The 20,033-nt window shown below is 39.0% G+C and carries 18 protein-coding genes, 1 tRNA gene and 3 pseudogenes; 11 read left to right on the top strand and 11 right to left on the bottom strand.

Annotated elements, in window-relative coordinates; all coding sequences use genetic code 11:
* Positions 1–88: 88 nt before the first annotated feature.
* Positions 89–2,323, top strand: coding sequence for a caspase family protein (locus C6N34_RS14550; protein WP_115539017.1), 2,235 nt, complete (start codon positions 89–91; stop codon positions 2,321–2,323).
* 179 nt (positions 2,324–2,502) lie between these two features.
* A pseudogene (locus C6N34_RS14545) lies at positions 2,503–3,745 on the top strand (IS4 family transposase).
* 131 nt (positions 3,746–3,876) lie between these two features.
* Here the strand turns inward: C6N34_RS14545 and C6N34_RS14540 are convergent.
* The gene (locus tag C6N34_RS14540; RefSeq protein ID WP_115539018.1) at positions 3,877–4,755 is read right to left on the bottom strand and encodes an S-methyl-5'-thioadenosine phosphorylase; all 879 of its coding nucleotides are present in this window, start codon (positions 4,753–4,755) and stop codon (positions 3,877–3,879) included.
* A 332-nt stretch (positions 4,756–5,087) separates the two neighbouring features.
* Here C6N34_RS14540 and C6N34_RS14535 point away from each other — a divergent pair, with 332 nt between their 5' ends.
* A complete protein-coding gene (locus C6N34_RS14535) occupies positions 5,088–5,375 on the top strand; it encodes a hypothetical protein (RefSeq protein WP_006277489.1) in 288 nt (95 codons plus the stop codon).
* A pseudogene (locus tag C6N34_RS14530) lies at positions 5,375–5,545 on the top strand (type II toxin-antitoxin system VapC family toxin); the annotation flags it as partial. The gene C6N34_RS14535 and the pseudogene C6N34_RS14530, both read left to right, overlap by 1 nt.
* Before the next feature lie 136 nt (positions 5,546–5,681).
* On the opposite strand, the gene C6N34_RS14525 reads toward C6N34_RS14530, so the two are convergent.
* The 3 genes and pseudogenes from C6N34_RS14525 to C6N34_RS14515 all read right to left on the bottom strand — a co-directional run bounded on the left by C6N34_RS14525 (position 5,682) and on the right by C6N34_RS14515 (position 8,585).
* Complete coding sequence (locus C6N34_RS14525) at positions 5,682–6,938, bottom strand: ABC transporter substrate-binding protein (protein ID WP_115539019.1); 1,257 nt, start codon at positions 6,936–6,938, stop codon at positions 5,682–5,684.
* Positions 6,939–7,470: 532 nt separating this feature from the next.
* Positions 7,471–7,770: pseudogene (locus tag C6N34_RS14520) on the bottom strand (phosphorylase family protein); the annotation flags it as partial.
* A 323-nt stretch (positions 7,771–8,093) separates the two neighbouring features.
* Positions 8,094–8,585, bottom strand: a complete 492-nt coding sequence (locus C6N34_RS14515; protein WP_057177178.1) for a Dps family protein — start codon at positions 8,583–8,585, stop codon at positions 8,094–8,096.
* A 391-nt stretch (positions 8,586–8,976) separates the two neighbouring features.
* Here C6N34_RS14515 and C6N34_RS14510 point away from each other — a divergent pair, with 391 nt between their 5' ends.
* Complete coding sequence (locus C6N34_RS14510) at positions 8,977–9,378, top strand: fasciclin domain-containing protein (RefSeq protein WP_115539020.1); 402 nt, start codon at positions 8,977–8,979, stop codon at positions 9,376–9,378.
* A 46-nt stretch (positions 9,379–9,424) separates the two neighbouring features.
* Here the strand turns inward: C6N34_RS14510 and C6N34_RS14505 are convergent, their stop codons facing one another.
* Genes C6N34_RS14505 through sufB form a run of 5 tightly spaced genes read right to left on the bottom strand, consistent with a single transcriptional unit; the run spans position 9,425 to position 14,655 of the window.
* Positions 9,425–9,679: a SemiSWEET transporter gene (locus C6N34_RS14505; RefSeq protein ID WP_115539032.1), complete on the bottom strand. Its 255-nt coding sequence runs from the start codon at positions 9,677–9,679 to the stop codon at positions 9,425–9,427.
* 50 nt (positions 9,680–9,729) lie between these two features.
* On the bottom strand, positions 9,730–10,995 hold the full coding sequence (locus C6N34_RS14500) for a SufS family cysteine desulfurase (RefSeq protein ID WP_115539021.1): 1,266 nt from the start codon (positions 10,993–10,995) through the stop codon (positions 9,730–9,732).
* 28 nt (positions 10,996–11,023) lie between these two features.
* Positions 11,024–12,403, bottom strand: a complete 1,380-nt coding sequence (sufD, locus tag C6N34_RS14495) for a Fe-S cluster assembly protein SufD (protein WP_115539022.1) — start codon at positions 12,401–12,403, stop codon at positions 11,024–11,026.
* Between the two features lie 2 nt (positions 12,404–12,405).
* A complete protein-coding gene (gene sufC / locus C6N34_RS14490) occupies positions 12,406–13,191 on the bottom strand; it encodes a Fe-S cluster assembly ATPase SufC (RefSeq protein ID WP_057177182.1) in 786 nt (261 codons plus the stop codon).
* Between the two features lie 24 nt (positions 13,192–13,215).
* Positions 13,216–14,655: a Fe-S cluster assembly protein SufB gene (gene sufB / locus C6N34_RS14485; RefSeq protein ID WP_057177183.1), complete on the bottom strand. Its 1,440-nt coding sequence runs from the start codon at positions 14,653–14,655 to the stop codon at positions 13,216–13,218.
* 197 nt (positions 14,656–14,852) lie between these two features.
* On the opposite strand from sufB, the gene sufR reads away from it, so the two are divergent.
* The 4 genes from sufR (at position 14,853) to C6N34_RS14465 (ending at position 17,666) form a co-directional block, all read left to right on the top strand.
* Positions 14,853–15,533 (top strand): iron-sulfur cluster biosynthesis transcriptional regulator SufR, encoded by a 681-nt coding sequence (gene sufR / locus C6N34_RS14480; RefSeq protein WP_115539023.1) that lies wholly within the window; start codon positions 14,853–14,855, stop codon positions 15,531–15,533.
* Between the two features lie 130 nt (positions 15,534–15,663).
* The gene (locus C6N34_RS14475) at positions 15,664–15,924 is read left to right on the top strand and encodes a hypothetical protein (protein WP_006277479.1); all 261 of its coding nucleotides are present in this window, start codon (positions 15,664–15,666) and stop codon (positions 15,922–15,924) included.
* 160 nt (positions 15,925–16,084) lie between these two features.
* Positions 16,085–16,543, top strand: coding sequence for a YbhB/YbcL family Raf kinase inhibitor-like protein (locus tag C6N34_RS14470; RefSeq protein WP_057177185.1), 459 nt, complete (start codon positions 16,085–16,087; stop codon positions 16,541–16,543).
* A gap of 427 nt (positions 16,544–16,970) precedes the next feature.
* Positions 16,971–17,666 (top strand): tetratricopeptide repeat protein, encoded by a 696-nt coding sequence (locus C6N34_RS14465; RefSeq protein ID WP_115539024.1) that lies wholly within the window; start codon positions 16,971–16,973, stop codon positions 17,664–17,666.
* 56 nt (positions 17,667–17,722) lie between these two features.
* On the opposite strand, the gene isiD is transcribed toward C6N34_RS14465, so the two are convergent.
* Positions 17,723–17,935 (bottom strand): protein IsiD, encoded by a 213-nt coding sequence (isiD, locus tag C6N34_RS14460; RefSeq protein ID WP_057177187.1) that lies wholly within the window; start codon positions 17,933–17,935, stop codon positions 17,723–17,725.
* 246 nt (positions 17,936–18,181) lie between these two features.
* Here isiD and C6N34_RS14455 point away from each other — a divergent pair.
* Positions 18,182–18,255: transfer RNA gene (locus tag C6N34_RS14455), tRNA-Pro, on the top strand.
* Positions 18,256–18,620: 365 nt separating this feature from the next.
* Entirely contained in the window at positions 18,621–18,812 is a 192-nt protein-coding gene (locus C6N34_RS14450) for a hypothetical protein (RefSeq protein WP_040009118.1), read from the top strand.
* 7 nt (positions 18,813–18,819) lie between these two features.
* Here the strand turns inward: C6N34_RS14450 and rlmN are convergent, their stop codons facing one another.
* A complete protein-coding gene (rlmN, locus tag C6N34_RS14445) occupies positions 18,820–19,902 on the bottom strand; it encodes a 23S rRNA (adenine(2503)-C(2))-methyltransferase RlmN (RefSeq protein ID WP_057177242.1) in 1,083 nt (360 codons plus the stop codon).
* Positions 19,903–20,033 lie beyond the last annotated feature (131 nt).

Here is a 20,033-nt window from a genome sequence, read left to right as displayed (position 1 = left end):
ACCTAGGAGAGTGTAATTTCAAACTTTACTTTTTAGCTCTTTGCCATTTAAGCTATTAGCTGATGGACTCGGGGGTACTAGTTAACTTATGAAACGGCGTGGATTTTTACAACGAATTGGTTCCATACTGGGAACTGCAGGATGGACTAATCTTGCATGGTCAGGTTTAGGAGGTCAGTATTATCAAGCCTTAGCAACACCCCCTAGTCACAAGTTGGCTTTACTAATAGGTATTAATAACTACCCAGAAAGTCCTCCATTGAGTGGTTGCTTAACCGATGTTGAGTTACAAAAAGAACTGTTAATTCACCGTTTTGGGTTTTTGAGTTCTGATATCCTGACTTTAACCGAGGAACAAGCCAGTCGAGAATTTATTGAAGCGGCCATTTCTGAGCATTTGATTAAGCAGGTTAAGACTGATGATGCGGTGGTTTTCCATTTTAGTGGTTATGGCACCCGTGTTCAATTAGAAGACTTACCAGGGGGGGCTCATGCTTTAATCCCCGTGGATGAAAGTGCGTCGGATGGATCTAACAACCCAGAAGATAATAATTTTGCTAACTACCTGTTAGAAGAAACCCTGTTGTTATTATTGGGTTTAGTTCCCACGGATAAGGTAACAGCAGTGTTAGATACTGGTTATTATCCCAAAACCATATCCCAACCTTCTGGGTTAAGATTTCGCTCCCTGGTGACCCCCCCAACCAAGAGATTAAATCCCCAAGAGCTGAATTTCTTGAACCATCTCCTAACAGGGGGTTTGCCCATAAATAATGGCATTGCCAAGGGAGTTAGTTCAAGCAAGAATGGGTCCGTAATTTTAAGGGCCAGTTCACAACCCGACCAATCGCCAGGGGAGTCCCTGTTTTATGGTTTTAGTGCAGGTTTATTTACCTATGCCCTGACCCAGTATCTTTGGGAAGTTATACCGCCCAAAACTATTCATATTTTTCTATCCGACATTAATAATTATATATATAAACTAGGTAATCGTCAACAACCAGATTTGTTAACCTTAAATACAAAGGAAAATTCCCCATCCGTTTTAATTACCGATTTAATTACCGAGAATTTTCCCATGGAAAGCGCTCAGGGGGTAATTACCAGTATTGACCAGGAGGGGAAAACAGCCCAGTTATGGTTGGGAGGATTACCACCCCAAGTATGGTTACATTATGGTGTTAATTCCAGATTTACCGCAGTTGGGGGAGAAAAATTAATCTTGAAGTCTCGTAGCGGTTTGACAGCAAAAGCACAAGTCCAAGATACACCAGTTAATTCCTTAAAGGTTGGTCAATTAGTGCAAGAGACAGTGCGTGTCCTATCTCGTAATATTAACCTCATGGTAACCCTAGATTCAGGACTGGACAGAATTGAGCGTGTAGATGCTACTAGTGCTTTTTCTGCTTTAACTCGCATGGTAAATATCACTTTACCAGAGGGGAGCGCTGACTATCTTTTTGGTAAATTATCAGGTCTCCCCACCCGTTATGGTTTATTTTCCCTTGGTGGTGAACTCCTCGAGAATACAGCTGGGGAAGCGGGAGAATTAGTAAAAGTGGCAGTGCAAAGACTAACTAGGAAATTTTCTCAATTACTGGCAATCAAATTATGGCGATTGACAGAAAATCAGGGTTCTTCTCAATTGTCTGTGAAAGTCAGCTTGGAAGTTGTTACCAAAAATCTCTTTTCCCAGTCTGGTACAATTTCACGTCACCTAGTGTGGGAAAGGGAAACCTATCCTGTTTCCTTACAGGATAGGACAAGCCAAAAAAGAGTTGTAGACCAATCAGCAGCTGTTCCTACTGTTCCGGTTAATAGCATCATGGTCTACCAGGTGGTCAATTTTGGCGATCGCCCAATTTATTGTATGCTAGTAGGGTTAAATAATCATAAAACTCCTGTGGCTTTTTATCCATGGGCAATTTCTTCCCCAGAGAAGGTTGGTGACAATAAACCTGTGTTAGAACAGATTGTGATTGCTCCGGGGGGATCACTTCAATTTCCCCAGAATGGTCAAAGTTTTAGTTGGTTATTGCCGAAAAAGTCATTATTTTGCGAACACCAATTGATTTTCAGCACTTCTCCTTTTACCAAAACCTTATTAGCTTTAGCAAGCTCCTATAGCAAATTTACAGATCAACAGTCTATTAGTGAATTATTTAATCCTCTGGATGTGACTCAAGCCATATTAGAGGATTTGCATGTTGCTATTAGTGTTACTCCCAAGTCGGAAAGTAGTGTGAGCGGTACTGATTCTTATGCACTAGATGTGAACAACTGGGCAAGCCTAAACTTTGTTTTTCAATCAGAATCAGTTTAAAACTACCTGTCCCTTACTTTTTTTTGTGGAACCACGTCCAGACTTGTGATACTTTGTCTGCAATTTCCGTCTCAAAAATCACTTACCGGGTGACAAGGGGGTTGAAGATGAGATGTGGCAATAATTTGAGAAAATAAGGGGGTAAAAAAATAGGGGCAAGGGAGCCCCAAAACAACAAAATGTTACCACAATCATATCACAAAATTTTCCGAAAGCATTTGAGTGAACAGCAGTATTTGACACTGGAGATATTGTTATTATTGATACAAGCTTATCGCCAAGTAAAACTGTCAAAATTGGCGAGTTTGTTTCCCCAACCAATTAAATATGAAAGCAGGAAACGTAATTTACAAAGATTTTTAGGAATAAATAAACTCTGCGTAAAATTATTATGGTTTCCCTTGATAAAATATTGGATTAGACAATCGTTAACACCACAACAATTGAATTGAGAACAGCGCCGCTATTTTCATAAAAAACAATATCAAAAGTATGGTTACTGGATGGTAGCACTGGATAGAACACAGTGGAAAGGACGGAATATATTTATGGTGACATTGGTATGGGGTACTCATGCCTTACCACTATATTGGGAAACATTAAATCATGTAGGAAATAGTAACTTATCAACCCAAAAAAGATTGATAAAGACAGCAATAAAGTTGTTGAAAAAATGTCGAATTGTGGTGTTGGCAGATAGAGAATTTCATAGTGCAAAACTGGCTAAGTGGCTTGATGAGCAAGGAGTTTACTTTGCTTTACGTCAGAAAAAAGACCTTCATTTTCAAGAAGAAATAGGACTTGAATATCAAGTTCTTAAAAACCAAGGATTTAAGCCGGGGATGTCAAAGTTTTATCAGGGAGTTAAATGTGGTAAAGGAGATGAATTAGGGTTATTTAATATCGCTGTTTATTGGAAGAGAAAATATCGTCATAAAGGACCAAAAGAACCTTGGTATATCTTAACGAATCTACCAAATCTCAAACAAACTTTATGCCTCTATAGATGTCGATGGGGAATTGAACAATTTTTCAAAGATTGTAAAACAGGTGGTTATAATCTAGAGGATACTAAAGTAAATGAAACTCGTTTTTTAGCCTTAGTTTTATTAATTGTGATTGCTTATAGTTTAGCCGTACGGTCAACGGATGAAAAAATTAGGGATAGAGACTTATGCCGGACGGATTCAACAACATCAGGACAATTACCCACGTCAGAGTGATTTTAGCTTTGCTGTTTACGGACAATTATGGATTTATAGCATGGAACTATGGGCTGATTTAGCTCTAAGCTTAATTAGTCTTAAACCTCATAAACGCCGCTTTTTCAAGCGTGGCTTTCAGGCTCTATCCCTTATGAAACAAGGGAGGGTCAACATAGGTTTCATCCATACTGGGGGCCGGTGGCTTTCTTCCCTGTAGTCGTGCAAAATCTGTCAAATTACTGTTCATAAATCTTAACAGATGGTTATAGCCTCAGATGGAGGCAAGCCAGAACGCCTATCCATAATATTACATTTCCTTGCGCCCACTTGGGTCTACCTCGTAAACTTTTAAACCTCCAAGTACTTTTCTAGTAGCAGACCCAACTTCTGTTTTGTTGCTGGGGGGACATCTGCCAAATTTGTGAGAATGGCGTATTTCAGTGCAGAATGGGCCTCACTTGGGGGTAGGCTTTCATTTAATCTTTTCACAGTTTCTATGATTACTTCTTGAGCATTTATGCCATTATGTTGTAAATTGGAGATTACCATATCTACCGTCACATGATCATGATCCGGATGCCAACAATCATAGTCAGTAACTAAAGCTAGGGTTGCATAGGCAATTTCCGCTTCTCTAGCTAACTTGGCTTCCGTTAAATTGGTCATGCCAATTACCGTTGCTCCCCAACTGCGATACATATTAGATTCCGCTTTGGTAGAAAAAGCGGGGCCCTCCATACATAAATAAGTACCTTCACGATGAAGAGTTACATCAGGTAAATTCAAAGATGCGATCGCATCTGCTAGAACTGCTGCCAAATTTTGGCAAATGGGATTGCCAAAAGCAATATGAGCCACAATTCCCTCTCCAAAAAAGGTAGAAACACGATTTTTAGTCCGGTCAATAAACTGGTCAGGAATCACCATATCCAGTGGTTTTACCTCTGCTCTCAAGGAACCAACAGCACTAGCTGAAAGTAGGTATTTGACCCCTAGCTGCTTCATAGCATAAATATTGGCACGGAATGGTAATTCACTAGGTAAGAGACCATGATTGCGACCATGTCTAGCTAAAAATGCCACTCTTGCTCCCGCTAAAGTACCGATAATAATCGTATCAGATGGGGAACCAAAGGGCGTTTTAATATCTAGTTCTTCCACATCTTGTAATGCTGACATTTTGTATAAACCACTGCCACCAATAATTCCAATATCTACGGGATTCATTTTGATATACCTGTTAAACCTGTTCAGAGCCATTTTACTGGAGTTTATACTAAAATGAGGAGCGATTGCCAGTTAAATTCATCAAAAGGATTTCAGGAATTATACCGTAAAATTCCTCAAAGCTAGACTGCATCAGGATTTCTGCCGTTTTAATTAGTATTTCCCAACAGGTCTAATCGGTGAGCTATCAGTTATGTTCATTGGATGGAAGATATAAAGTTTTGTAACGACATTCAACATTTCTGGATTCCGACAAATAAAATGTTATCAACTCACCGAAAATTAAACAGTCAACTAGTCAACTAATAACTATTAATAAGAGGAAATTGAAAATGAAAGTTAGAGGCATAAAACGGGGACAGAATATAGAAATATTAGAACAACTTAACAATATTCCAGATGGAACAGAAATCATAGTAGACTTAGAATTTATTGAAAACCAAATCAGAAAACCAAAACAACCATTAACAGAACAGGAGAGACTAGCTAAACTAAATAAATTATTCGGTACTTGGAAAAATCAACCTGAATTAACCCAAATATTTGCAGAAATTGACCAAGAACGCCATACTTATCAAGGTAGAATTATAGACTCAATTGATAATCAGGATAACGACTAATGTATCTACTAGATACCAACATTTGCATAGCACTACTCAACGAAAACCCTCAAGCTGTTGCTAAATTCAATCGCTACTTTAGCCAGTGTTATCTATCCATCATCGTAGTTTCAGAACTCTATAAAGGAGTTTATTGTTCTCAACAGGTAGCCAAAAATCTAGAAACATTAATTAGACATCTCCGGAAATAGCCAAAGCCCTACGAATAATGCTTTTTAAGGTGAGATACCCCAATGTAAAGGTAGCTGACTGGTACGCTAAAATAAGCGTTCGCTTTACTCGAAAAATCAATAAGATGACACCAGCTCACGGTTTTGGGTTGAGGATGACAAATTCACTATTTTGGATTTTCACCAAGATAGTTTTTTGCTGGCGTTGCATATTTTTTAGGACTGACTCTCTGTTAGGATTAGAACCTAAAGAATTAATTAGAACTTGAGTGGCATTATTTGTTACCCTATTGTTAAACTGACGTATTGATAAAACCATTACTTCTACTGGTTTTCCTATCAAGATATTAGTTCCATAAAGGGTATCTCCACCCAATAATTTTAACTTTCGGACTTTTTCACTTGATGATTCATACTTTACATTGGCAATATCAACTGCTTTCTGACTATTTTCTCGATCTGGAAACAAGACAGCAACTGGAGATTTCAGTTGATTAACTTTTTCTTCGGTGTCAAACTCCTTATCTCGTAGATCAATCACCTCATCTACCTTACCACCCAGTTTTTGAAAACTACTTTCAAATTCTTTCGCCATAGCTTTGGTATAGTTAGTACCTGTATTAGCAAAAATTGTTGCACTTTTTAATTTTAAGTTTTTGTAAACATATTCAGCTAGCTTGTTAGCGCTATCAGGTCCAATATTTGTAGTTAGGATGGATCCCTGTGGTTTCATATCCTGGGTAGACAGAAAAATAAAGGGTACTCCTCCCTTCTCGTAGACTGATATGAGATCATTAGTATCAGCAGAATAGGGAGAATAATAATGTATTACTCCCAGTATTGATGGGTTATTTACCAATTCCTTTGCTTTCTTAGGTGCATCCGATTGTTGACTATACTCAACCAATATTTTGACTAATCTACTATTTTTTTGCTTCTGTTTTTTATTAAATTCGTCCTGTGCTTTGGCTACTCCATTCAATACATTTCCCGTAACATTGTTATTGCTTATGTTTTCAGAGGATGGCAAAACCACTGCTAATGCTAAAGGATTTCCCTGTTTTTCAGCTGAGTCATTATTTTGTTCAATTGAAACTTTCGGATCATTTCCATTAGAATTAATTATTGATTTAGTTTCTGAGCCTTCTAAACATAAAATACCAAGTGCTTTCTTTTCATTTGGTGTGCATGGATTAGATAAACGATAAATACCAAGTACTGCAATACTCAAAAAAATTAAGGAGCAAGTACCAATCATTGTCACCATGAACAGAATAGAACGGTAGAGTAGTTGGTCAAATGGATAGCATCGAAGAAATGAAGACTCTATAGTTTCTCGAGGTAGGGGAGCTATTTCCCGTACCGCCCTATTCACATTCCCAATAATGGCCATATTGGCAATGTCAGATTGATCATCAGCAGGGCTTTTTTTTTGCTCAAACTCCCGAAATGGGGTGACCCATGGGGGCGTTGGGTTTCATACTTCAACCCAACCTACGTTCATCTTAATATTTAATTCCACTTGCCCACCTAAGTATAACCGATTTATTCAGTGATTACCGTTAAATTTTATTAAAGTGCTGACTCCACCACAGCTTATTGATAAATTCGATCATCGCTCCAGTGACAGCTACTTCTTAGATAACCAGACATTTTACAACCCATTGTCACAGGTTCAAACCTACCATCTTTAACAGTGACCAAAACCGCTTATCCCAACCGCTCCTTGTCTTCTGAGAACTGGAGTGGATATCCCGATGTTTCATTCTGTAGTTGATATCTCCCTGCGTATATCTAACAAGGGATTGGTTAAATCAATCAGCGGGTAACGAACCACAGACCCACCTAGTTTTTCAAAGTTCCTAGTAAATGCTTCTCTGAGACTGTTGCTGTAATGACTGTTGGGATTAGCAAAAATCACTGCCGTTTTCAATTTTGGTAGAAAAAGCAGGGCCTTCCATACATAAGTAAGTACCTTCACGGTGAAGAGTAACATCAGGTAAATTCAAAGATGCGATCGCATCTGCTAGAACTGCTGCCAAATTTTGGCAAATGGGATTGCCAAAAGCAATATGAGCCACAATTCCCTCTCCAAAAAAGGTAGAAACACGATTTTTAGTCCGGTCAATAAACTGATCAGGAATCACCATATCCAGTGGTTTTACCTCCGCTCTTAAGGAACCAACAGCACTAGCTGAAAGTAAGTATTTGACTCCCAAATGCTGACATTTTGTATAAACCACTGCCACCAATAATTCCAATCTCTACTGACTTGATTTTGCTACACCTGTTAAACCTGTTCAGAGCCATTTTACTGAAGTTTATACTAAAATGAGGAGCGATTGCCAGTTGGATTCATCAAGGGAATCCTTTTATGAAGTAAGTGGGTGGGTGGAATTAAATATAAGATGAACGTAGGTTGGGTTGAAGTATGAAACCCAACACCCCCTACGCCATGGCCCCTACAAATAATTGTGCCTCCCTACTTATTCTTCCCGATTGTATCAGGGGCGATCGTATCTGCTAGAACCAGACAGTTGTTCCAGTCCTAGTCTTCCAGTAAACTTCTTAACATCCAGGCAGTTTTCTCATGGATTTGCATCCTTTGGGTCAACAAATCCGCAGTAGGTTCATCATTGACCTCATCTACCAAGGGAAAAATGGAGCGTGCAGTTCTCACCACTGCTTCTTGACCTTCCACTAGTAATTGGATCATTTCCTTAGCTTTGGGAACTCCTGAAGTTTCTGGAATGGACGTAAGTCGAGCATATTCGCTATAAGTTCCGGGGGCGGGGTAACCCAGTGCACGAATTCTCTCAGCAATTAAATCCACTGCCAAGGCTAATTCAGTGTATTGGGTCTCAAACATTAAATGTAGAGTTTGGAACATTGAACCGGTGACGTTCCAATGAAAATTATGAGTTTTCAGGTAAAGTGAATAGGTGTCGGCCAATAGACAGGATAAACCCTCAGCAATTTTACCTCTCATTTGTTCACTGATCCCAATATTGACGTTTGTAAGTTTTTGTGCGGATGCCATAATTCTCCTTCCTGAGTTCAACTAGGGTTTTAAAAAAGTTATGAACAGGATTTTTTGTCCGTTTAACTTCATTTTACCCAAAAAATCAATAAGATGACACCAGCTACAGTATTCAAAAAAGTTGTGAGAAGTTAAAACAAATTTTGTCCAAAACAATTGATTATTAGGAATAATTATCAAAAAAAGAGGGACTAGCCACTAAGACTACTCCCACTTGCCTATCCTTTAAAGAGAGGAGAACACTATATAAAACTCTAACTTGATTGAGAATTTTTGTCAACTAGTTTGAGAAAAACTAGCAATTACAGCTGTAGATAGGAGAGATGAGCAACCTAACCTCTCAATGATTTACAATTTGTAAATATCCCTCGGTAGATAAAAGGTGGCATTAATGGCTGATATTGTTGATATTGCAGTTGGGAATGATTCATTCAAAACCTTAGTAGCGGCCGTACAAGCAGCTAATTTGGTGGAAACTCTCAAAAGTCCAGGTCCTTTTACAGTTTTTGCACCTACTGATGATGCTTTTGCTAAACTACCCCCTGGTACCATTACCACCCTATTGCAAAATATCCCACAGTTAGCAAGAATTTTAACCTATCATGTAGTTCCCGGAAAATTGACCAAATCTGACTTAGCACAATTGGGCACGGTTAATTCCGTAGAAGGTTCACCAATCAAAATTGATTGTAATGATGGTTTTGAAGTTAAAAATGCTACAGTTATTGCAGCAGATATTGAGGCCGACAATGGTGTCATTCATGTTATTGACACTGTTATTTTAATGGGCTGATGGTGGGTGGTATGGGGATTTAATAGCATTAAAGCTATATTTCCTCTTACCTGTACTTAACCTTCAAACCCAGAATAATTAGGTTAAAAAACAAACTAGCACCATTGGCCAGAATAATCGGTGTCGCGCCTAGCATAATACCATAAATAAACCATAAGAACAACCCAGTCATGAATGTAATCAACATCGCAAAAGAAACATCTTTTGCTGACTTGGTTTTCCAGGTTTGTAACATCTGAGGTAAAAAAGCAATTGTTGTTAGGGTTCCCGCAGCTAATCCCACTATGTTCACAAAGTCCATTTTTTTTTCCCAATACATTTATTTATGTCGGTCTATTTATTTATGTCGGTCTATTCGCTAAAAACACTGGCAAAAAAATCTAATGTTTCTCTCAAAGTGTTAACAAATACATCTATCTCTTCACGGGTATTATAAAAAGATAAACTTACTCGTGCGGTTCCTGCTAAGTCTAAATAACGGTGTAATGGTTGTGTACAATGGTGACCGGAACGTATAGCTATACCCTCTTGGTCTAGTAATGTGGCTAAATCATTAGCGTGAACACCTTTGGCAGTAAAAGACGCTAAAGCGGCTCTGCCTTCACCATGAATATCTGGCTTTGGTCCATAGATTGTTAGTTGGGGTATTTGTGCTAGTTGCTCCAATAAATAGCTAGTTAATTCTGCTTCATAAGCATGGATTTTATCCATCCCTATATTAGTTAAATAGTCTATTGCTGCACCCAGAGCTATGGCCTCCCCAATAGCAGGTGTACCAGCTTCAAACTTGTGGGGGAGTTCTGCATAGGTAGAATGGTCTAAATATACTTCTGCAATCATTTCTCCACCACCGAAAAATGGTGGCATGGATTCTAGTAATTCTAATTTACCGTATACGAAGCCAATACCGGTGGGAGCTAACATTTTGTGTCCAGATGCAACTAACCAATCACAGTCAATGTCTTGGACGTTGATGGGGGTGTGAGGAACACTTTGGCATCCATCTAGTAGGAATTTTGCTCCGTATCTATGAGCAATTTTAGCTATTTCTTGGACTGGATTAATGCAACCTAATGTATTAGAAATATGCACAATAGATACCAGTTTAGTTTTTTCACAAATTAGGTTATTAAACTGGTCTAAATCTAGGGTTTGTGCAGGTGTCAATTCTACAAATTTCAGGACTGCTCCGGTTTTTTGAGCCACAAATTGCCAGGGGACAATATTACTATGGTGTTCCATTACAGAGAGGATAATCTCATCTCCTGGTTGTAAATTGTTCATTCCCCAACTGTAAGCCACTAGATTAATGGCTTCACTAGCATTGCGGGTAAAAACTATCTCCTGACGGGATTTTGCTTGGATAAAATTAACCACTTTATCTCTTACTGCTTCATAAGCATCCGTAGCTTTTCCACTTAAAAAATGCGCACCCCTATGCACGTTGGAGTTATACTCTTCGTAGTAATTCCGCCAAGTGTTCAATACTAAGGTTGGTTTTTGAGAAGTAGCTGCATTATCTAGATAAACTAGGGGTTTATCATGAACTTTTTGTTGAAGAATGGGAAAGTCTGAACGAACTTGATCTGCTAGGGTTTTAGTTGATGTAAATGTCATATTTCGCTAGTTTTGATTATCTGATTTCTTAGTTATTGACTAGAGAGCTAACTGTTTTTAACAGCTTCTCTCTCAAGGAAGCAAGTGGAATTAGGTTAATAACTTCTGTTGCAAAAGCATTAACTAATAACTTACGCGCTTCCGTTTCTCCTATTCCCCGACTTTGCAGGTAGAAGATTTCATCGTCTTCTAGTTGACTAACGGTTGCACCATGGGCACACTTAACATTGTCAGCGGTAATTTCTAATTGGGGTTTGGTGTCTACTCTCGCTTTTGATGATAAAAGCAAATTCCGGTTTAACTGCGACGCATCCGTTAATTGTGCAGATTTGGGAACAAATATCTTACCATTGAATACCCCATGGGCGCGATCGCCTATAATAAGTTTGTGTAATTGTCTACTAGTAGCATAAGGATAGTTCAGTGCGATCGCGCTATGAGTGTCACCCAATTGCTTTTGGGCAATAACGGTTAATCCGTGGAGATTAGTTTCAGTTTGTTCACCAGTTTGTACAAGCTCTAAGTTGTGACGAGAAATTTTACCACCAATGGTTATGGCATTACAGCTATAACGACTGTATCTTGCTTGGGTTACAGCAGTTTTACCAATATCAAAACTATGATCACCACCCAAGACAATTCTAGAATGATTGATCTGGGCATTTTCATGCACCCAGATTTCTGTCACACTGTTGTTAAAACCACTGTTCAAACCAGGACTAGGATTATTTTGTGGTGAAGGTGTAGTTAGGGTAATATGTTCCTCAATTAGACTTATCTGGGAATTACCTTCAGCAATTACCAAACAGCGGGGTTGACAAAAAGTTGGGAACTCTCCCACCAGGGAAATAAATAACAGCTGTATGGGATCTTCAACTACCACATTTTTGCGCGCCCATACCACTGCAACATCACTCAAACCAGCAGTATTTAGGTCGCTAAAAACATCTCTTGTTCCGTCAAACTGCGCCAAATATTTCTGAGCAACAGAATCTTCTAAAGAATTTAGGTTACCAACATGTAAACCGGAGGGTAGATCTGAAGTCTGGGATAAAGTTGGTGTGAGAACACCATTAATAAAAACCAACCGGTGGGTAGCTTCAGGTAAACCTAAACCCTCCATAAAAGATTCCATGGCAATTTGGGAACTACCTAAATTAGAACCTAATGCGAAACTGATCTCCCGTAAAGGAGATAGGTCTGTAAAACGCCACTCTTCATCTCGGGTAGTAGGAATCACCGAGTGACGCACCCACTTGGTCGCATTAGTCCTAACTTGTTCTAACCAGCTTGGTTCTTTTGATAGACAAATCTCATTTAGCTGATTTAGCAACCTAGTTAAAAAAGCATCTTTATCCAAATCTAATAAAGAATCGCTAACAGCAGGGGGGAAAACTTCCATAGTCATAATTACACACCCACTCCTAAAGCTTCTTCCAATACCCAGTCATAACCTTGAGATTCTAGCTCTAAAGCTAACTCCTTACCACCACTTTTAATAATACGTCCTTGAGCCATCACATGGACAAAATCAGGAACAATATAATCCAGAAGTCGTTGATAGTGAGTAATCATGATGGTGGCATTTTCTGCATTTGTCAACTGATTCACCCCGTTAGAAACAATCTTGAGTGCGTCAATATCTAAACCAGAATCGGTTTCATCCAGGATGGCTAATTTAGGCTCTAAAATAGCCATTTGCAAAATTTCATTGCGCTTTTTTTCACCACCGGAAAAGCCTTCGTTAACACTGCGTTCTAAAAAGCTGGAATTCATTTTCACAACTTCCAACTTTTCCATTACTAAATCATCAAAATCAAAAGTATCCACTTCCGGTAAACCTTTGGCTTTACGATGAGAATTATAGGCAACCCTCAGAAAATCTAAATTGCTAACACCAGGAACTTCTAGAGGATATTGAAAGGCCAAGAATACACCACTTCTAGCTCTTTCTTCTGCTTCCATTTCCAAAAGATTAGCACCCTGAAAAACTACCTCACCACTGGTGACACTGTAAGTAGGGTGTCCAGCTAAAACTTTAGACAAGGTACTTTTGCCAGAGCCATTTGGTCCCATAATGGCATGGATTTCACCTGCTCTCACCTCTAAATTAACTCCTTTCAAAATTGGAGTTCCATCCACTTGGGCTTGCAAATCTTTAACGGACAAAATCAAATCACTGTTCTCAATAATCATGGCTCCTATCCTCTTTTTGATCTACTAACCCACACTACCTTCTAATTTCAAGCTCAATAACTTATCAGCTTCTACCGCAAATTCCATCGGTAACTGGTTAAAAACATCCTTACAGAAACCGCTAATCATCATTGAAACCGCATCTTCAGCAGAAATACCACGTTGGGCAAAAAAGAATAGTTGGTCTTCACCAATTTTAGAGGTGGAAGCTTCATGTTCTACTTTACCTGTATTATTCTGAACCTGAATGTAGGGAAATGTGTTGGCCTGGGCATTGTCTCCAATCAACATGGAATCACATTGAGAATAATTTCTAGCACCCTTGGCACTAGGATTAATTTTGACTAAACCCCGATAGCTATTACTTGATTTGCCTGCGGAAATACCTTTAGAAATAATTGTACTACGAGTATTTTTACCAATATGAATCATTTTAGTTCCCGTATCAGCTTGCTGGCGATTATTGGTTAGAGCTACAGAGTAGAATTCACCTATTGAATTATCACCAACTAACACACAACTGGGATATTTCCACGTAATAGCAGATCCTGTTTCTACTTGAGTCCAGGAAATTTTGGAATTGACTCCTTGACACAAACCTCTTTTGGTAACGAAATTGTAAATCCCTCCCTTACCATTTTCATCACCAGCATACCAGTTTTGCACTGTGGAATATTTTATTTCAGCATTATCTAAAGCAACTAATTCCACAACAGCAGCATGCAATTGATTACTATCATACATTGGTGCTGTGCATCCTTCCAAATAGGAAACATAGCTGCTTTCTTCCGCAACAATTAAAGTCCTTTCAAACTGTCCCGTATCACCGGAGTTAATGCGAAAATAGGTAGATAATTCCATGGGACATTTGACCCCTTTAGGAATATATACAAATGAACCATCGCTAAAAACAGCGGAGTTTAAAGCAGCAAAATAATTATCACCAATGGGCACCACACTACCAAGATATTTCTTGACTAATTCTGGATGCTCCCGCAATGCTTCCGAAATGGAGCAGAAAATCACCCCATCCTCCGCCAGTTTTTCTTTAAATGTTGTGGCCACGGAAACACTATCAAAGATTGCATCCACAGCTACATTGGCCAGTCGCTTTTGCTCGGATAGGGAAATACCTAATTTCTCAAAGGTTTCCAGTAAGGTTGGGTCAACTTCTTCTAAACTATTCAGTTTTGCTTTCTTTTGTTTTGGTGCAGAATAATAAACAATATCTTGGTAATTAATAGGTGGATAGTTAACATGCGCCCAAATTGGTTCCGTCATCTTTAACCACTGACGGTAGGCACGCAAACGAAATTCCAGCATGAATTCTGGCTCTTGTTTTTTAGCGGAAATTAAGCGGATAACTTCCTCATTTAGCCCACGGGGTATGGTGTCGGTTTCAATGTCAGTGACAAAGCCATACTTATAAGGTTGGTTAACTAGGGTCTTGACGGATGCGCTCATCGTTTCTATTGTGTTCTCTTTAAAGGATAAGCAATGGGTTTAGCGGTTAAGGTGTAACTAACTCAGTCACTAAACTGCTAGAATGAAATCGGCGAGTAAAACAACTAGGCTGTTGTTTAACCCAAATCTATTGTACGATAGATTAACAACAACAGTGTTGTTTAAGTCAAATTTTAGAAAAATTTTTTGGGACTAACATGGCGACTACCCAGCAGTCCTCAACTAAGCAGGATATCCTACAGTATCTTTTGAAACACTCTCAAGCCACAGCGGGCCAACTATCAGAAATCCTAGAAGTTAGTCCACAGGCTATTCGTAGGCATTTGAAAGATTTAGAGACGGATGAGATGGTTGTGTATTCCATACCAGAAAATTCCGGTATGGGTAGACCCCAACACATTTATCATTTGAGTCCAGGAGGTAAGGAGTATTTACAAAGAAGCGCCACTAAGGTTAGTGGTGGTTATGGGGAGTTTGCAGTTTCGCTATTGGATACCCTAGCGGAAACTGTGGGAAGGGAGCAGGTAAAAACTATTTTACAAAAGCAGTGGGAACGGAAAGCCCAGGAATATCAGGAAAAGGTTGGCCAGGGTTGTTTAGAAGAAAGGGTAGCTACCTTAGTAGAATTAAGAAAGGCCGAAGGTTTTATGGCTGAGTTCCGCCCAGTGGAAGAAAATGATGATGGTCATGAGGGTGCTCATGGCTTCTTATTTATGGAACACACCTGCGCTATTTCTAATGTTGCTGAGTCTTTTCCTAGTGTGTGTGGACATGAGCTGGAAATGTTTGCAGCAATATTACCCGATTGTAGTGTGCAAAGAACTCACTGGTTAATAGATGGGCAGCATAGATGTGTCTACTTGATTAAGAGAAACTAGTGGCAAGTTGTAATGACGAACAAGTGTAGTGTAAAGACTCTATGTTTTGACCTAGGGTAGTTTTTGCATACCGTAATTTTTTATGGTTTAATGAACTGGTAGTAATTGTAAACTCATACCCAGAAATTTTATGGAAGCTCTACCTAATCAATCATCAACTGAATTTTTAACCCCCGATGAATCCGCTCAGGTTGATGCAGCTCTGTTATCATCTTCTGAGAAGTTTTTAACCAGACTGACCATTTCTTCCTTGAGGATTTTACAACATATTGCTCAGGAGCATGAGCTACCAATTGAGCAATTGACAGCTAAGCAAATTATTAATTGGTTTGAATCAGATGGAAAGATTAGAAGAGAAAAGGGCCTTGAGGAGGCATTTTTGAAGTGGTAGACTATACTACCAATTATATATGACTAAAAGACGAGTTTTTATTCATGAAAGTTTTGCTATCTTTAAGATTGTAGAAACCTAGGTAAAAGTCAGGTTTGGATAGACGGGTTCCTTTCGCCTAAAGGTGTCTACAGTTATAACTTCTAAGGTACAAAAACCCATGAAACTAACTAGCAGTTCTTTTGTTGACCATGGTTTAATTCCCATGAAGTATACCTGTGATGGTGAAAATATTTCTCCTCCCTTAGTCTGGGATGAGGTTCCTCCAGAAACGGTGAGTTTATGCTTAATTATGGATGACCCAGATGCACCGGGAAAAACCTTTGTTCATTGGGTTGTTTTTGATATTCCCCCAACAATTAACCAATTGTCAGAAAAGATAATCAACAGTCAGCATATCCCCGGTGGTGGTATACAAGGTAAAAATGATTTTGATATCTTGGGTTATGGTGGTCCTTGTCCACCAACTGGAATCCACCATTATTTTTTTCATCTTTACGCATTAGATAAACAGCTAAATTTCCCACCTGGTGTAACTAAAAATGACATTATGGTAGCTATGAAAAATCATGTTTTGGCTAAGGCACAACTCATGGGCAAATATCAGCGCCAAAGGTAAGTTTTATCATTTTCTATTAACTACTTTTATCCCAAAATATACATATTTAACACTTTTTGTCACTTATTGACTTTACTAGACTTAGAAAGCTTATACAGCTCAATCGGGTGACATATTGGGTTTAAGTTCTTAGTACAATCGCAATATTTTCTAGCTGTTAATCCTGATCAAAGGATATTTTTCAGAATCTGTAGGTAGGGACTGGGGTTTAGTCTTTTTGTTGACTAGTGTGCAGGAAAGTTACCGATAGCAAGTGGAGTATAAAGGAGGGGTTTTAACTGCTGATCTTATCCTCAAAATATAGCTTTAGTGGGAACGCTATAGAAAGGGTTGATGGCTAAAAATGATAGTTGGGTAGGCGTTCTGACTCATTCCCTTCCAGTACAACAAATACACCAAATCTTGATGAATAAAATACCAAAAAGTTATGCAATACAAACAAACATCTTTCTTCTTAGCAACGCTAATATTAAGCGTGATTTCAAATGTTAGTCCTGTGATGACAACTCAGTCTCAAGCAGGAGAGGTATTACTAGTACAAGCTGATAATCGTAAGCTACGAGAATTGTTAGAGCAGGGACGAAAATTGGTAGATTCAGGAGATTACAGCGGTGCTATTGCTGTTTATCAAGATGCAGCCAAGTTAGCGCCTAAAAATGCCAAAATTTATTCTGGTATTGGTTATTTGTATGCTCAACAAGGCAATTTTTCACAGTCATTATCTGCTTACCGCCAAGCTATTTCTATCAATCCTAACAACAGTGACTTTTACTACGCTGTTGGTTATATTAAAGGGAACCTAGGAGACGCAGTAGGTGCTAAGGAGGCTTACCGTCGTGCCATCCAGATTAATCGCAATAATTTCAATGCCTATTTAGGATTGGGTGCAAGTCAAACCCGTTTGGGAGATTATGATGCTGCACAATGGGCTTTTGAACAGGCAACTAAAATAGATAGAAATAACCCACGGGTGTATGAGTTAATAGGTGCTATGTTTAAACAGCGTAGACAAATGCAAGAGGCTGGTAATGCTTTAAGACAAGCCCTAAGACTATATCGTACTGGTAGGGATGCGGACGGGATGGTTAGGGTAGAAGAGATGTTAAAAGAAATGGGTAGTTGACGCGGCTAAAAGTGAGGGACTCCCTCTCCCTGTAAGGTAGATTGATTTCACGGTTTCTATCCTTCATCGTAAGGTTCCAAATCTAATAGGTAAACGTATTGTTCCACCAACTCTGGACGCTGAAAGGCGATCGCCCGTAGTAGATGCCAATCATTTAAACCATCAAAAGCATTGCTATAATTATCTAGTTCCAGACGAGCAGCCAAATCTTTGACATCTTTTGGTGTCATGGCGGCGATTTCTTTCTTAGAAATGCTTGTAGTTGTCATAATGCTTGCCCCTCTCTTTTACAGCACTAGCGTTTGACCAGGAGTGGAGTTGTGTGATATCTGTGACAATCTCTGCACCTTCAGGTGCGGAGACTATTAAGACATCGCTGTAAATTCCACCCAATACAATATATCTTACTCCAGTTCCAAGCAAGATGTTTGTAAATTAAATTCTAACTTAGAAAAACTGATAGTTTTTATGTTATAGTGGGAGAAGTATTATTTTTATTGCTTGTGTTTTTCTCACGGGATGTGGCGCAGCTTGGTAGCGCACTTCGTTCGGGACGAAGGGGCCGCTGGTTCGAATCCAGTCATCCCGATTGTGGGCTGTTACTATACTAGTCGAAGCGCCGCTAAAACAAGGGCTAAAAGCGGTTCTCCTATTGCAATATTATTAATGGATTATTAAGAAAAAAATTCTGTGACTTGTAATACAGTTTTTTCATATTTGTAGCTGTTGAATTAAATAAGCTGATACTTTTGTAGTGCAGGCTAAGATACAGTGTCTCAAAGATTAAGGTCTGGGGATCAGTAATTAACCTGTTCGATAGAACAGCTAATATAAATTGATATATCTCAGGAATGAGGATTAATAAGATTAGCTCAGAGATGATGAGCAAAATCGGAAAAAGATTTTTTTGGTTTGGGTGAAAAAATTAACAAAAAGTTATCCAGGGAGTTTAAAATGCCAGTCTTACATAGTAAAGTTCACTGTCCCAATTGTGGCAAAATGGCGGAGCGCTATTTTATATCTGAGAGTCAAGTTACTAGAACCCAATGTCCAGCTTGTGACTATTTAATGATCAACTGTACTCGTACAGGTAGAGTGATTGAAGCCTATGCACCAGGCATTTATGCTGGAAAGACATTAGTTTAACCTAAAATTAGCATGTAAACTTCTGTTTAATCACATTTTGCCGCTTCCTGAGTTGACCGCAAGCTGCGTCTACTTCCAAACCGCGAGAATATCTGATGCTGACGGCTATTTTTTGCTGTTGCAAAATATTTACAAATGCATGGATCCTATCCCGGTTTGGTCTTTGATAGTCTGCTTCTTGAATGGGATTGTAAGGGATTAAATTGACGTGACTTTGAAAACCCCGCAACCGTTGGGATAACTCCAAAGCTTGTTCTGGTAAATCATTAACACCAGCTAAAAGAATGTACTCAAAAGTGACCCTTCTTCCTGTAATTTCCACATATTCTCGACATTCCGCTAATAATTGTTCTATGGGGTAAGTTTTAGCACTAGGAATTATTTGTTCTCTTAAGTTCTGGTTAGGTGCGTGTAGACTAACAGCAAGAGTAACTTGTAAATGGTGTTCAGCCAGTTGACGAATACGGTCACGAATACCTACAGTAGAAACTGTCAAAGAGCGTTGTCCAATTCCTAAATCTTGATTTAAACACTTGAGAGCCAGAATCACATTCTCAGTGTTTAACAATGGTTCACCCATTCCCATAAACACAACATGACTGACTCGTTGTTGGAAATTTTCTTGTACTGTGAGTACCTGGTCAACAATTTCCCCACGATTGAGATTGCGTTTGAACCCACCTTTACCAGTAGCACAAAAATCACAAGCCATTGGGCAACCAACCTGAGTAGAAACACAGACAGTTAACCTCTTATCGCTTGGGATGCCAACGGTTTCGATAATTTCACCATCCGCCAGTTGGAGCAAATATTTTTCTGTACCATCCGTGGCAAAAGACTGATGGTCAATCGATGAGCGACCTATGGAAACATCAGCAACCTGTTCGCGCCAAGTTTTAGGAAATACAGATATATCACTAATTTTGTGTACACCGTGGTGATAAATCCAATTATGTAGTTGCTTACCCCTATATCCTGGTTGTCCCTGCTGTTGTACCCAGGTGGTTAATTCATCCACTGAAGCACCAAGCAGGGGGGGGAGCAGAGGAGTTTTAAGGGGGTTAGAAACTGTTTGCTGACTTGTGGACATTTTTAGACATTGCTCTTGGTTTGGGTAGTTTTTCATCACAAGCAAGAGGAAACTTGCCAGCAATGACAAATACTAAAAAATATGATATCATAAGGAGTTCTACATTGTGGTGGGTGAAAAATAAATATAGA

Origin of the sequence: Cylindrospermopsis raciborskii Cr2010 (assembly GCF_003367075.2) — a bacterium.
GTDB classification, from domain to species: Bacteria; Cyanobacteriota; Cyanobacteriia; order Cyanobacteriales; family Nostocaceae; genus Raphidiopsis; species Raphidiopsis raciborskii.
This window is presented reverse-complemented; position numbering and strand designations above follow the sequence as displayed.

Coding starts and splice junctions, on each gene's coding strand:
- C6N34_RS14550 (WP_115539017.1), top strand. CDS start 89: ATGAAACGGCGTGGATTTTTACAACGAATTGGTTCCATACTGGGAACT.
- C6N34_RS14540 (WP_115539018.1), bottom strand. CDS start 4,755: ATGAATCCCGTAGATATTGGAATTATTGGTGGCAGTGGTTTATACAAA.
- C6N34_RS14535 (WP_006277489.1), top strand. CDS start 5,088: ATGAAAGTTAGAGGCATAAAACGGGGACAGAATATAGAAATATTAGAA.
- C6N34_RS14525 (WP_115539019.1), bottom strand. CDS start 6,938: ATGGCCATTATTGGGAATGTGAATAGGGCGGTACGGGAAATAGCTCCC.
- C6N34_RS14515 (WP_057177178.1), bottom strand. CDS start 8,585: ATGGCATCCGCACAAAAACTTACAAACGTCAATATTGGGATCAGTGAA.
- C6N34_RS14510 (WP_115539020.1), top strand. CDS start 8,977: ATGGCTGATATTGTTGATATTGCAGTTGGGAATGATTCATTCAAAACC.
- C6N34_RS14505 (WP_115539032.1), bottom strand. CDS start 9,679: ATGGACTTTGTGAACATAGTGGGATTAGCTGCGGGAACCCTAACAACA.
- C6N34_RS14500 (WP_115539021.1), bottom strand. CDS start 10,995: ATGACATTTACATCAACTAAAACCCTAGCAGATCAAGTTCGTTCAGAC.
- sufD (WP_115539022.1), bottom strand. CDS start 12,403: ATGACTATGGAAGTTTTCCCCCCTGCTGTTAGCGATTCTTTATTAGAT.
- sufC (WP_057177182.1), bottom strand. CDS start 13,191: ATGATTATTGAGAACAGTGATTTGATTTTGTCCGTTAAAGATTTGCAA.
- sufB (WP_057177183.1), bottom strand. CDS start 14,655: ATGAGCGCATCCGTCAAGACCCTAGTTAACCAACCTTATAAGTATGGC.
- sufR (WP_115539023.1), top strand. CDS start 14,853: ATGGCGACTACCCAGCAGTCCTCAACTAAGCAGGATATCCTACAGTAT.
- C6N34_RS14475 (WP_006277479.1), top strand. CDS start 15,664: ATGGAAGCTCTACCTAATCAATCATCAACTGAATTTTTAACCCCCGAT.
- C6N34_RS14470 (WP_057177185.1), top strand. CDS start 16,085: ATGAAACTAACTAGCAGTTCTTTTGTTGACCATGGTTTAATTCCCATG.
- C6N34_RS14465 (WP_115539024.1), top strand. CDS start 16,971: ATGCAATACAAACAAACATCTTTCTTCTTAGCAACGCTAATATTAAGC.
- isiD (WP_057177187.1), bottom strand. CDS start 17,935: ATGACAACTACAAGCATTTCTAAGAAAGAAATCGCCGCCATGACACCA.
- C6N34_RS14450 (WP_040009118.1), top strand. CDS start 18,621: ATGCCAGTCTTACATAGTAAAGTTCACTGTCCCAATTGTGGCAAAATG.
- rlmN (WP_057177242.1), bottom strand. CDS start 19,902: ATGTCCACAAGTCAGCAAACAGTTTCTAACCCCCTTAAAACTCCTCTG.